Origin of the sequence: Streptomyces sp. JW3 (assembly GCF_052216785.1) — a bacterium.
GTDB lineage: Bacteria > Actinomycetota > Actinomycetes > Streptomycetales > Streptomycetaceae > Streptomyces.
This window is the reverse complement of the sequence record NZ_JBQOUX010000067.1, coordinates 1-12103: the sequence shown is the minus strand read 5'-3', so window position 1 is coordinate 12103 and position 12103 is coordinate 1. Positions and strand designations below refer to the sequence as shown.

11 protein-coding genes are annotated in these 12103 nt (G+C 71.0%); 7 read left to right on the top strand and 4 right to left on the bottom strand.

The annotated features are described in order from the left end of the window. Window positions 1-130: 130 nt before the first annotated feature. Entirely contained in the window at window positions 131-1675 is a 1545-nt protein-coding gene (gene hutH / locus ACTT8P_RS24790) for a histidine ammonia-lyase (protein ID WP_442833972.1), read from the top strand. 28 nt (window positions 1676-1703) lie between these two features. Here the strand turns inward: hutH and ACTT8P_RS24785 are convergent, their stop codons facing one another. Beyond that, window positions 1704-2018 carry an LPXTG cell wall anchor domain-containing protein gene (locus tag ACTT8P_RS24785; RefSeq protein WP_442833941.1) on the bottom strand — a complete coding sequence of 105 codons (315 nt, stop codon included), beginning with the start codon at window positions 2016-2018 and terminating at the stop codon, window positions 1704-1706. Window positions 2019-2127: 109 nt separating this feature from the next. On the opposite strand from ACTT8P_RS24785, the gene ACTT8P_RS24780 reads away from it, so the two are divergent. The 5 genes from ACTT8P_RS24780 (at window position 2128) to ACTT8P_RS24760 (ending at window position 9969) form a co-directional block, all read left to right on the top strand. Beyond that, window positions 2128-2481: a hypothetical protein gene (locus ACTT8P_RS24780; protein WP_442833940.1), complete on the top strand. Its 354-nt coding sequence runs from the start codon at window positions 2128-2130 to the stop codon at window positions 2479-2481. Between the two features lie 223 nt (window positions 2482-2704). Next, a complete protein-coding gene (locus tag ACTT8P_RS24775) occupies window positions 2705-3952 on the top strand; it encodes a L,D-transpeptidase (protein WP_442833939.1) in 1248 nt (415 codons plus the stop codon). 155 nt (window positions 3953-4107) lie between these two features. Continuing rightward, window positions 4108-5619 (top strand): ABC transporter permease, encoded by a 1512-nt coding sequence (locus ACTT8P_RS24770; RefSeq protein WP_442833938.1) that lies wholly within the window; start codon window positions 4108-4110, stop codon window positions 5617-5619. 135 nt (window positions 5620-5754) lie between these two features. Next, complete coding sequence (locus tag ACTT8P_RS24765; protein ID WP_442833937.1) at window positions 5755-6438, top strand: ABC transporter ATP-binding protein; 684 nt, start codon at window positions 5755-5757, stop codon at window positions 6436-6438. 213 nt (window positions 6439-6651) lie between these two features. After that, complete coding sequence (locus ACTT8P_RS24760; protein WP_442833936.1) at window positions 6652-9969, top strand: S8 family peptidase; 3318 nt, start codon at window positions 6652-6654, stop codon at window positions 9967-9969. Between the two features lie 18 nt (window positions 9970-9987). On the opposite strand, the gene ACTT8P_RS24755 is transcribed toward ACTT8P_RS24760, so the two are convergent. From ACTT8P_RS24755 to ACTT8P_RS24745, 3 genes are all read right to left on the bottom strand, one after another. After that, on the bottom strand, window positions 9988-10866 hold the full coding sequence (locus tag ACTT8P_RS24755; RefSeq protein ID WP_442833935.1) for an alpha/beta fold hydrolase: 879 nt from the start codon (window positions 10864-10866) through the stop codon (window positions 9988-9990). A gap of 116 nt (window positions 10867-10982) precedes the next feature. Then, complete coding sequence (locus ACTT8P_RS24750; protein WP_442833934.1) at window positions 10983-11390, bottom strand: ATP-binding protein; 408 nt, start codon at window positions 11388-11390, stop codon at window positions 10983-10985. Continuing rightward, the gene (locus ACTT8P_RS24745; RefSeq protein WP_442833933.1) at window positions 11387-11608 is read right to left on the bottom strand and encodes a hypothetical protein; all 222 of its coding nucleotides are present in this window, start codon (window positions 11606-11608) and stop codon (window positions 11387-11389) included. The genes ACTT8P_RS24750 and ACTT8P_RS24745 overlap by 4 nt, the downstream gene beginning before the upstream one ends. A gap of 117 nt (window positions 11609-11725) precedes the next feature. On the opposite strand from ACTT8P_RS24745, the gene ACTT8P_RS24740 reads away from it, so the two are divergent. Then, a partial coding sequence (locus ACTT8P_RS24740; RefSeq protein WP_442833932.1) for a helix-turn-helix domain-containing protein occupies window positions 11726-12103 on the top strand: 378 nt, incomplete at its 3' end.

Sequence of the window (12103 nt, the reverse complement as noted above, 5' to 3'; positions counted from 1 at the left end):
GGTCCTCCAGTCACGGGCGTTCGGCACAGAAGCTACCGGTCCGGCGGGGCACCCCGCGCGATGTAAGGGGTGAACCGGCCCCCCACGGGTGACACCGTCGAATTCACTGCGTACGCTCCTGAATATGGATATGCACACTGTGGTGGCGGGGACCGCCGGGATCACCGCGTCCGACGTGCTCGCCGTGGCGCGCGGCGGCGCCCGGGTCGAGCTGTCCGGCGAGGCGGTGGCGGCGCTGGCCGCGGCCCGCGAGATCGTGGCCGCGCTGGCCGCCAAGCCGGACCCGGTCTACGGCGTCAGTACCGGCTTCGGCGCCCTGGCGACCCGGCACATCAGCCCCGAACTGCGGGCCCGGCTCCAGCGCAACATCGTCCGCTCGCACGCCGCCGGGATGGGCCCGCGCGTCGAGCGGGAGGTGGTGCGGGCGCTGATGTTCCTGCGGCTGAAGACCGTCTGCTCGGGACACACCGGCGTCCGCCCCGAGGTCGCGCGGACCATGGCCGACGTGCTCAACGCCGGGATCACCCCGGTCGTGCACGAGTACGGCTCGCTCGGCTGCTCCGGCGACCTCGCCCCGCTGTCGCACTGCGCGCTGACCCTGATGGGGGAGGGCGACGCGGAGGGGCCGGACGGGACCGTGCGACCGGCCGCCGAGCTGCTCGCGGAACACGGCATCACCCCGGTCGAGCTGCGCGAGAAGGAGGGCCTGGCCCTGCTCAACGGCACCGACGGCATGCTCGGCATGCTGGTGCTGGCCCTCGCCGACCTCGACACCCTCTACAAGTCGGCCGACATCACCGCCGCCCTCACCCTGGAGGCCCTGCTCGGCACCGACAAGGTGCTCGCCCCCGAGCTGCACGCCATCCGCCCGCACCCCGGGCAGGCCGCGGCCGCCGCCAACATGGCCGCCGTGCTGGCCGGCTCCGGGCTCACCGGCCACCACCAGGACGACGCCCCCCGGGTCCAGGACGCCTACTCGGTGCGCTGCGCCCCGCAGGTGGCCGGGGCCGGCCGCGACACCCTCGCGCACGCCCGCCTGGTCGCGGAGCGGGAGCTGGCGGCGGCCGTCGACAACCCGGTCGTCCTGCCTGATGGGCGGGTCGAGTCGAACGGCAACTTCCACGGCGCCCCGGTCGGCTACGTCCTCGACTTCCTCGCCATCGCCGTCGCCGACCTCGCCTCCATCGCCGAGCGGCGCACCGACCGGCTGCTGGACAAGAACCGCAGTCACGGGCTGCCGCCGTTCCTCGCCGACGACCCGGGCGTCGACTCCGGGCTGATGATCGCCCAGTACACGCAGGCCGCCCTGGTCGGCGAGCTGAAGCGGCTCGCCGTACCGGCGTCGGCGGACTCCATCCCGTCCTCCGCCATGCAGGAGGACCATGTGTCGATGGGCTGGTCGGCGGCGCGCAAGCTGCGCACCGCCGTGGACAGTCTCAGCCGGGTGATCGCGGTCGAGCTGTACGCCGCCACCCGGGCGATCCAGCTGCGCGAGGGCGAGGGCCTCACCCCCGCCCCGGCCTCGCGGGCCGTCGTCGACGCCGTCCGCGAGGCCGGGGCCCAGGGGCCGGGACCGGACCGGTTCCTGGCGCCCGACCTGGCCGCGGCGGACGCCTTCGTCCGGGCCGGACGGCTGGTCGCGGCGGCGGAGACGGTCACTGGGCCACTGCGGTAAGCGCTGCCCCAGGCGAAAGCGCTGGCGGTCAGAAACCGAGGCGTTCGCGGCGCGCCGAATAGACCACGAACCCGGCGCCGAGGCCCAGGCAGGCGGTGCCGCCGATGACGTACGGAGTGCTGTCGAAGCTGCCGGTGTCGGCCAGCCGGGTGCCGTCGGCGGCGGCCTCCGGGGTCGTCGCGGCGGCCCGCGCCTGCTGGGTGACCTGGGCGGACGGGCTGTCCGACGGGGTGCTGCCGGCCGTGCTCGGCGAGGTCGCGTTGGCGGTCGGAACGAACCACAGGGCGCACAGCAGGCCGCCTGCGGCGGCGGCGGTCAGCAACGGACGGCGAGCGGATGACACTGAATATCGATCCCCTTGTGGCGCTGGTGAATTGGCCGTGTGGGGCGATGTTAGTGAAAGGCGCGGGTCACGGGAAAGTCACGGGAGCCGCCGGCCGTACGCTCCGGGCATGAGTACTGACGAGACATCACGGTATGTACGGATTCGTGTCGAAGTCGTTCTGGAGGTCGAGGACGACGCGGCGGTCGCCGGGGCCGCGCTGCGGCGGATCGCCGGGGACGCCGGGCTGTCCGCGGCGGAGCGGACCCGCGCCGAGGGCGCTGTGACCGAGGACACCGCCGAGGCCCTGGCCCATCTGGTGGACCCGTCGGACCTGGTCAGCGAGGTGCCGGGGGTGGGGCTGCGGCAGGCGTCCTGGAGCAGCGAGCGGATCGACTACGACCCCGATGCGACGGACTGGGACCTCGACGAGGATGATGACCCTCTGGACGAGGAAGACGGCGCGGAAATGACGGTCGGCTGACGCTCCTTGGGGAAACCGTGACCCCGGGCGGCAACCGCCACCCGGGGTTCCTTCGTCTCAACCGGCGCACGGACCGACACCGGCACCAGGCCGTTCGCCCCGGCGGACGTGGTGTGGCCCACACCTGGGGGCCATGTGGAACGGGACGAACCGGTCGTAGCGTTGAACAGGTTGACGGGGAATCCCGGGGTTTCCGCAATCGGTAGCGATGGAGAAGCGTGTGATGACGAACAGTAAGCGGCGCAAGGGCCTCGCGGCCGCGTCCGCGCTGCTCGGGGGTGTACTGATGCTCTCGGCGTGTTCCGGCGGCGACGACGACGCGACCGGGGGTGGCGGGGAGTCCTCGCAGACCCAGGTCGACAAGGCGGCGGCCGAGAAGACCTCCGAGGCGCAGATCAAGATCACGCCGAAGGACGGGTCGGACAACGCGTCCATCAACAACTCCGCGACCGTCTCGGTGACCAAGGGCACCCTCACGGACGTCAAGATGACCACCTCGGACGGCACCGAGGTCGGCGGCGAGATATCCGCCGACAAGACCAGCTGGAAGCCGAGCGCGCAGCTGGAGCGGGCCACCACCTACAAGCTGACGGCGACGGCCGAGGACTCGGACGGCCGCGCCGCGCACGAGAACGCGTCGTTCACCACGGTCTCCCCGGACAACAGCTTCATCGGCACCTTCACGCCGGACGACGGCGCCACGGTCGGCGTGGGCATGCCCGTCTCGATCAACTTCGACAAGGAGATCACCGACAAGGCCGCCGTCCAGAAGGGCATCACGGTCAACACCGACAGCGGCCAGGAGGTTGCCTGTCACTGGTTCAGCACCCAGCGCATGGACTGCCGCCCGGACGAGTACTGGAAGGAAGGCTCGACCGTCACCCTGAAGCTCGCCCTCGACGGCGTCGAGGGTGCCGACGGGGTCTTCGGCGTCCAGCAGAAGACGGTCACCTTCAAGATCGGCCGCAACCAGGTCTCCTACGTCGACGCGAAGACCAAGCAGATGAAGGTCACGCAGGACGGCAAGACCATCAAGACCATCCCGATCTCGGCCGGCTCCCCGGAGAACAAGACCTACGAGGGCCAGATGGTGATCTCCGAGAAGTACAAGGAGACCCGGATGGACGGCTCGACGGTCGGCTTCACCGACGACGACGGCAAGGGCGAGTACGACATCAAGGACGTACCGCACGCCATGCGGCTGAGCACCTCCGGCACCTTCATCCACGGCAACTACTGGGGCGCCAAGTCCATCTTCGGCAGCCAGAACACCAGCCACGGCTGCGTGGGCCTGAGCGACACCAAGGGCGCCAACGACTCCAGCACCCCGGCCGCCTGGATGTACGAGCACTCCCTCATCGGTGACGTGGTGGTCGTGCAGAACACCGGCGACGAGACCATCGCCCCGGACAACGGCCTGAACGGCTGGAACATGGACTGGGCCGAGTGGAAGGCGGGTTCGGCGGTCTGACGCCCCCGTAATTACCTTGTCCGCAAGCGCCGTTCGCCCCGCACCGGGGGCGGACGGCGCTTCGCTTTGGTCACACATCGGCATCTCTCAGCCTTCTCATCCTCCTCTTATCCAAGGCTTATTCCGCCATCACGCGCCGTCCCTACTTTGCGGCCATGTTCTTCACCTACCTGAGGCGCGAGCTGCGCCGCCGTAGAAAAGCGGCCCTCGTCGTCGCCTCCGGACTCGCGCTGGGCATCGCGCTGGTCATCGTCGTCAACTCCGTGTCCTCCGGCATGGGCAAGGCCCAGGACAAGGTCCTGGAGTCGCTGTACGGGCTCGGCACCGACATGACCGTCACCAAGGCCGCCGCCGCGGCGGGCGGGGACGACAGCGAGGGCGGGCAGAGCGGACGCCCCAACTTCCAGTTCGACGCGCAGGACAGCGACTCCGACGAGGAGCAGTCCACCGACCGGGTGATGGTGCAGGGCTTCCAGTCGCTGGCCGGCTCGACCGTCGACAAGGTCGCCGAGCAGAGCGGGGTCGCCGACGCGGTGGGCGGCCTCAGCCTCCAGGTCATGAAGGTCAGCGGCCAGTTCACGCGCGGTCAGTTCCAGCAGGGCAGCGGCGGTGAGACGCAGGGTCAGGGACAGGGCCAGGGCGGCGCCCCCAGCGGCGGCACCGACAGCCAGCAGGGCGGCGAGGTCCAGGGCGGCGGCGCCAACTTCGACGTCAACAGCTACTCCGTCTACGGCACCGACGTCACCAAGACCGCGCTCGGCCCGCTGACCTCCTCGAAGATCACCAGCGGCCGGACCTTCAAGACGTCCGAGACCAACGCCAAGGTCGCCGTCGTCGACTCCGCGTACGCCAAGGAGAAGGAGCTGAAGAAGGGCTCCACCCTCACCATCAGCGACACCAAGTTCAAGGTCATCGGAATCGCCACCGCCGACAGCGGGGACGCCGCGGCCAACGTCTACATCCCGCTGAAGCAGGCCCAGACGCTGGGTGACGTCAAGAACAAGGTCACCACCATCTACGTCCAGGCGTCCGACTCGCAGAAGATCGACGCGGTCAAGTCGGCCATCCAGAAGAACATCTCGGGGACCACGGTCACCACCTCCGCCGACCTCGCCGACACCGTCTCGGGCTCGCTGTCCACCGCCTCTTCCCTCGCCACCAGCGTCGGCAAGTGGCTGTCCATCCTGGTGCTGATCGCCGCGTTCCTGGTCGCCGGTCTGCTCACCTCCTCGGCCGTCTCCCGCCGGGTGCGCGAGTTCGGCACCCTGAAGGCGCTCGGCTGGAAGTCCGGCCGGGTCACCCGGCAGGTGGTCGGCGAGGCCGTCGTCAACGGCCTGGTCGGCGGCGTCCTCGGCATCGCGCTCGGCCTGGCGGGCGCCTACGCCGTCACGGCGGTCAGCCCCAGCCTGGAGGCCGAGATCGGCTCCACCGGCGGTGGCGGTGGCGGCGGCATGGGCGGCGGGCCCGGCGGTGGCGGTGGCGGCATGGGCGGCGGCGGCCAGTCGGCGGCCAAGACCCTGGAGGTCGCGCTCACCGCGCCGGTCAGCCTCACCACCATCGCGCTGGCCGTGGTCCTCGCCGTGGCGGGCGGACTGATCGCCGGCGGCTTCGGCGGCTGGCGCGCCTCCCGGCTGCGCCCGGCGGACGCCCTGCGCCGCGTCGAGTAGGACGCCCTGCGCCGCGTCGAGCAGGACGCCCCGCGTCGAGCAGGACGCCCCGCGTCGAGCAGGACGCCCCGCGTCGAGCAAGACGCGCGCCCGCCCCCCGTTCCTCCCCCACCGTTCTCCAGGAGTCGGACCACCATGTACGAACTCAGAGGCGTCACCAAGCGCTATACGCGCGGCAAGGACACCGTCAACGCCCTCGACGGCATCGACCTGACCATCGCCGACGGCGACCGGCTGGTCATCCAGGGCCCCACCGGCGGCGGCAAGTCCACGCTGCTCCAGATGCTGGGCGCGCTGGACCGGCCCACCTCCGGCGAGATCGTCCTCGACGGCACCGATCTGGCCAAGCTGTCCGAGGCCCGGCTGACCCGGGTGCGCAGCGAGACCATCGGCATCGTCTTCCAGTCGTTCAACCTGATCCCCACGCTGACCGCGCAGGAGAACGTCGAGACCGCGCTGGTGCCGCTCGGCGTCAAGACCAAGGAGCGCCGCGAGCGGGCCGCCGAGGCGCTGGCCTCGGTCGGGCTCGGCGAACGGCTCGGCCACCTGCCCAGCGAGATGTCCGGCGGCCAGCAGCAGCGCGTCGCGATCGCGCGGGCGCTGGTGAAGCAGCCCAAGGTGCTGCTCGCCGACGAGCCCACCGGCAACCTCGACGAGTCGATGCGCGACGAGATCATGGACGTACTCGAACGCATGTGGAAGGAGCTGGGGCTGACCTTCATCATGGTCACCCACGACTCCTCCATCGCGAAGAAGGCGCCGCGGCTCGCGACCATCCGCAAGGGCCGGATCACCGTCAAGGAGAACGCGTCCACCTGACGGGCGGTAACCCATCGGTCAGGTAACGGACTCCGGGCGGCCGGGTAACAGTCGCCCGGCGGTTCTCTCACCTTCCTCTCATCCATTGAGGCGAGTGATCGCCCCCCGGCATACTGCGTGCTCCGGGGGGCGTACGCGCGTGCGAGACCACCCCCGGCCGGGTGAACCGAGTGGTCGCCCGGACATCCGCTAGGGGGAACCTTGCGCAGACAAATGAACAGAGGGCGCGCCGCCACGGTCGCCGTGGCGGCGGCTGTCGCGCTCGCCGCCGGACTGACCGCTCCGGTCGGCGCGGCGGAGGGGAAGAGCACGCCCCGGGCGACCGGCGCCGCGCTGACCGCCACCCACCGCATCACCCTGATCACCGGCGACCGGGTCGTCGTGGACACCAAGGGCCGGGTCACCGGTCTGGAGCGGGCCAAGGGCCGTGAGCACATACCCGTGCAGGTCCGCCGGGCCGACGGGCACACCCTGGTCATCCCGGCCGACGCGGCCCGCCTGGTCGCCGACGGCAAGCTGGACCAGCGCCTGTTCGACGTCACCGAGCTGAACCGAGCCGCCACCCGCAAGGCCCAGAAGAAGGGCCTGAAGGTCATCGTCGGCTACCAGGGCAGCCCGGCCGCCACCAAGGCCGACGTCCGCGACGCCGGCACCCTGCGCCGCACCCTCAAGTCCCTGAACGCCGACGCCGTGCAGACCGCGCGGCAGGACGCTCCCGACCTGTGGAAGGCGGTGACGAACGGCGAACAGGCCGCCGCCGGCATCGCCCACGTCTGGCTGGACGGCGTCCGCGAGGCCAGCCTCGACACCTCCGTCCCGCAGATCGGCGCCCCGCAGGCATGGGCGGCCGGCTACGACGGCAAGGGCGTGAAGATCGCCGTCCTGGACACCGGCGTCGACGCCACCCACCCCGACCTGAAGAACCAGGTCGTCGCGGCGAAGAACTTCTCCACCTCCGCCGACGCCACCGACAAGTACGGCCACGGCACGCACGTCGCCTCCATCGCGGCCGGCACCGGCGCCAAGGGCGGCGGCACGTTCAAGGGTGTCGCGCCCGGCGCCCAGCTGCTCAACGGCAAGGTGCTCAGCGACGACGGCTACGGCGACGACTCCTCGATCCTGGCCGGCATGGAGTGGGCGGCCGAGCAGGGCGCCGACATCGTCAACCTGAGCCTCGGCGGCGGCGACACCCCCGAGATCGACCCCCTGGAGGCGGAGGTCAACAAGCTGTCCGCCGAGAAGGGCATCCTGTTCGCCATCGCGGCCGGCAACGAGGGCGAGTACGGCGACCAGACCATCGGCTCCCCGGGCAGCGCCGCGGCCGCCCTCACCGTCGGCGCGGTCGACGGCAAGGACGCGCTCGCCGAGTTCTCCAGCACCGGTCCCGGCCTGGACGGCCAGATCAAGCCGGACGTCACCGCCCCCGGCGTCGACATCACCGCGGCCTCCGCGCCCGGCAGCGTCATCGCCCAGGAGGTCGGCGAGAGCCCGGCCGGCTACGTCACCATCTCCGGTACGTCGATGGCGACCCCGCATGTGGCGGGCGCCGCGGCGATCCTCAAGCAGCAGCACCCGGACTGGACGTACGCCGAGCTGAAGGCCGCGCTCACCGGCTCCGCCAAGGGCGGCAAGTACAGCCCGTTCCAGCAGGGTTCGGGCCGGATCCAGGTCGACAAGGCGATCACCCAGACCGTGCTCGCCGAGCCGTCCTCGGTCAGCTTCGGGGTGCAGCAGTGGCCGCACACCGACGACCAGCCGGCCACCGAGAAGCTGACGTACCGCAACCTCGGCACCGCGGACGTCACCCTGAAACTGACGTCGACCGCCACCGATCCCAAGGGCGCGGCGGCCCCGGCCGGCTTCTTTACCCTGGACGCCGACACGGTCACCGTCCCCGCCGGCGGCACCGCCTCCGTCAACCTCACCGCCGACACCCGGCTCGGCGGCACCCTCGACGGCGCGTACTCGGCGTACGTGACGGCGACCGGCGGCGGCCAGACCGTCCGCACCGCCGCCGCGGTGCAGCGCGAGGTGGAGTCCTACGACCTCACGCTGAAGGTCATCGGCCGGGACGGCAAGCCGTCCGCGAACTACAGCGCCGACCTGTCCGGCGTCTCCGGTCTGGCCGCGAACGAGTGGTACATGCCCTACGAGGCCGACGGCACCGTCACCGTGCGCGTCCCCAAGGGCGGCTACATCCTCAACTCGGCGGTCTACGTCGGCACCGACCCGGAGAAGTACCAGGGCGCCGACTGGCTGGCCCAGCCCAGGCTGAGCGTCACCAAGGACACCACGGTCACGCTGGACGCCCGTACCGCCAAGCCGGTCGACATCACCGTCCCCGACAAGTCCGCCAAGCCGGCCCTCGCCTCGGTCGACTTCTACGTGGACACCGCGAACAGCAGCTACGGCTACGGCTGGTTCCTGGACTCGTACGAGGGCTTCCGCACCCGCCACCTCGGTCCGGCCCTCACCGACGGCTCGCTGAGCCAGCAGTTCGACGGCCACTGGACCAAGGGCGGCAAGGAGCAGTACGACACCGTCGCCGGCGGCTCGGTCACGCAGCTCGCGACCGGCTACACCCGGCACTACAAGGCCAGTGAGCTGGCCACGGTGAAGGTCGGCATGGGCGCCTCCGCGAGCGGCAAGCAGGGCGACATCACCGCGATGGGCTGGCTGCCGGCCACCGGCGGCGGCTCCGCGGCCGGGGTGGCGCAGACCCTGCCCGGCACCCGCACCCTGCACCTGTCCACCACCTCGGGCGTCCGCTGGGACACCTCGTTCACCCAGTACGGCGGCACCGACGCCGAGGGCTTCCCGGTCGCCGACGCCTACTACGCGATGGACGCCGGCCGGGTCTACAAGGCGGGCAAGAGCTACTCGACGACCGTGAACACGGCCGTCTTCGCGCCGCGCGTCACCTCCGACTACGGCCTCTACCGCGACGGCAACAGCATCGGCGGCCTGATCCCGCTGTTCGCCGACGGCAAGGGCCACGCGGGCTCGTCGGACTTCACGTCGGCCACCACCACGCTCTACCGCAACGGCACCAAGGTCGGCTCCAACCAGGACCCGCTCTTCGGCGAGGAGGAGTTCACGGTCCCGTCCGGGGACGCGGCGTACAAGCTGACCACGTCGGTGAAGCGCTCGTCGAAGGTCGCGGCGGCCGCCAGCCGCATCGACGCCACCTGGACCTTCCGCTCGAAGAAGACCAGCGCCTTCACCCAGCTGCCCGCCTCCTCGGCCCGCTTCACCGCGACCGTGACGCTGGACAGCAAGAAGACGGCCGGCCAGAAGGCCAGCATCCCGGTCACGGTGGAGGGCGCCGCCAAGGGCTCCAACCTCAAGTCCCTGGTGGTGTACACCTCCTACGACACCGGCAAGACCTGGAAGAAGACCACCGTCACCAAGGGCAAGATCACCGTCAAGAACCCGGCGAAGGGCAAGGGCATCTCCTTCCGCGCCAAGATCACCGACAAGAAGGGCAACACGTCGATGATCTCGCTGTACAACGCGTACTACGGCAAGTAGGCCGCTGGATCGCCCTCGTCACCATCCCGCGGTGGTTCGCCAGAACTCCCGCAGGGTGGTGACGAGCGTTTCCGGCGCCTCCTCGGCCATGTGGTGCCCGGAATCGATCGGGCCGCCGTCCAGCGGGCCGTCCGCCCAGTCCCGCCAGACGCCGAGCACGTCGCCGTAGAGGTCGGCCATGTCGTCCCGGGTGGCCCACAGCACTTGTACGGGACAGCCGACGCGCCGGCCGGCCCGGCGGTCGGCGTCGTCGTGCTCCCGGTCGACGCCGAGGCCGGCCCGGTAGTCCTCGCACATCGCGTGCACGGTGGCCGGGTCGTGGATGGCGCGCCGGTAGTCCTCGTACGCCTCCGCGCCCATCTGTTCCGGGGTGGCCCGGTACCAGGCGTCCGGGTCGGCGTTGATGACGCGTTCGGCGGGCTTGTCGGTCTGGCCGAGGAAGAACCAGTGCCACCAGCTCGCGGCGAACCTCGCGTCGCAGCGGCGCAGCGCCTCCCCGAGGGGTACGGCGTCCAGCACGCTGAGGGCGGAGACGGCCCCCGGATGGTCCAGGGCGAGCCGGGTGGCGACGTACGCGCCCCGGTCGTGGCCGATCACGGCGAACCGCTCGTGCCCGAGCCGCCGCATCACCGCCAGACAGTCGCCGGCCATCGCGCGCTTGGCGTACGGACTGTGCCGGGCGTCGGTCGCGGGCTTGTCGGACTCGCCGTATCCCCGCAGGTCGGGGCAGACCACCGTGTGCCCGGCGACGGCCAGCAGCGGGGCGACGCGGTGCCAGGTCGCGTGCGTACGGGGATGCCCGTGCAGCAGCAGCACCGGCGGCCCGCTGCCGCCGTGCCGCACCCGTAGGTGCGCGCCGGCTCCCTCGCACCGCCTCAGCTCGAAGCCGTCGAACACGTAGCCTCCCGGGCTGGTGGGGTCACGGCTCGGTTGCCCCCGAGCGCGGCGGCCATACGTCCGGCGGGTCGGCTGGGGCGGGGAGGGGGGTTGGGGAAATGGATGACAGTTTGGGGTCAAGTGTTAACGGTTTGGGGGAGGTGGGTTGGTGGGGTGGGGGGTTGGGGGCCGTCGCAGGCCGGCAGCTCGCACCACACCGTCTTGTACGCCGCCCCCTGCTCCACGCCCCACCGCTCGGCCACCGCGGCCACCAGCGCGAGCCCGCGCCCGGACTCACTCGTCCCGGACGCGGACAGCAGGACGGGCAGCGCCCGGGGATCCGGATCCGTGACTTCCACCCGCACCCGCCCGCTCCCGGTCCCGTACACCCGGACGGTCACCGGGGTGCCCTCGCCGAGATGATCGATGACGTTCGTCAGCAGTTCGCTCGCGCAGAGCAGGACGTCGATGTCGTGCCCGCGCAGCCACTGCCGTACCTCGGGCACGGCTTTCGGTACGGCGATCAGGCCGAGTTCCCCGCTCACGCCGACGCCGCCTTCCGCAGCGCCGAGGTCAGCGCGCGGACGGTGGCGGTGTTGCAACTCCCCAGCGCCACCAGCCCGGCGGACGGCGCGTACGCCCCGGCGAAGGTCAACGGGTCCACGCGGAGGGACGGCAGCGTGATGCCGTGGACGGCGAGCGCGGCGCGGAGTTCGTCCACGCAGCGGGTCAGGTCGTCTTCCAGAGGGTGGGACCGGGACATGAGACGGCACCTTTCCGTGTGCGCTGTGTGACGAATCCCTCACACAGTGACGTGTGGCGCCTTACCGTGAAAGGGGTCCCGCGTAGGCGGCACGGAGTGCGGAAGAGGGCAGCGGCTATGGCACGACGCAAGGACATCGACGGCTCGATGAGCGTCCCGACCTTCTACGGCAAGGAGTTGCGCTGGAAGCGGGAGGCAGCGGGGCTGTCCCTGGAGGGCCTGTTGGAGGGCAGCTTCTACGGCAAGTCGTACCTGAGCGACATCGAGCACGGGGAACGCCGGATGCCGATGGATTTGGCCCGGCATGTGGATCGGGTCCTGGGGACGGACAAGTACTTCGAGCGCAATTGCGAGGATGTGCGGAGGGCTCGGCGCAGTGGTCACGCCGAGTACTTCGAGCAAGTCCTGGATGCGGAGAAGGGTCGCGTCCCGCGAAGTGGTGTAAGCGATCACGCGCCTTGCTGCCCGCTGTCCGGCTCGCGACGATCTTTCCGC

Excerpts from the sequence above, each read along its gene's own strand:
- ACTT8P_RS24760 (WP_442833936.1), top strand. The coding sequence starts at position 6,652 with ATGAACAGAGGGCGCGCCGCCACGGTCGCCGTGGCGGCGGCTGTCGCG.
- ACTT8P_RS24780 (WP_442833940.1), top strand. The coding sequence starts at position 2,128 with ATGAGTACTGACGAGACATCACGGTATGTACGGATTCGTGTCGAAGTC.
- hutH (WP_442833972.1), top strand. The coding sequence starts at position 131 with ATGCACACTGTGGTGGCGGGGACCGCCGGGATCACCGCGTCCGACGTG.
- ACTT8P_RS24770 (WP_442833938.1), top strand. The coding sequence starts at position 4,108 with ATGTTCTTCACCTACCTGAGGCGCGAGCTGCGCCGCCGTAGAAAAGCG.
- ACTT8P_RS24745 (WP_442833933.1), bottom strand. The coding sequence starts at position 11,608 with ATGTCCCGGTCCCACCCTCTGGAAGACGACCTGACCCGCTGCGTGGAC.
- ACTT8P_RS24765 (WP_442833937.1), top strand. The coding sequence starts at position 5,755 with ATGTACGAACTCAGAGGCGTCACCAAGCGCTATACGCGCGGCAAGGAC.
- ACTT8P_RS24775 (WP_442833939.1), top strand. The coding sequence starts at position 2,705 with ATGACGAACAGTAAGCGGCGCAAGGGCCTCGCGGCCGCGTCCGCGCTG.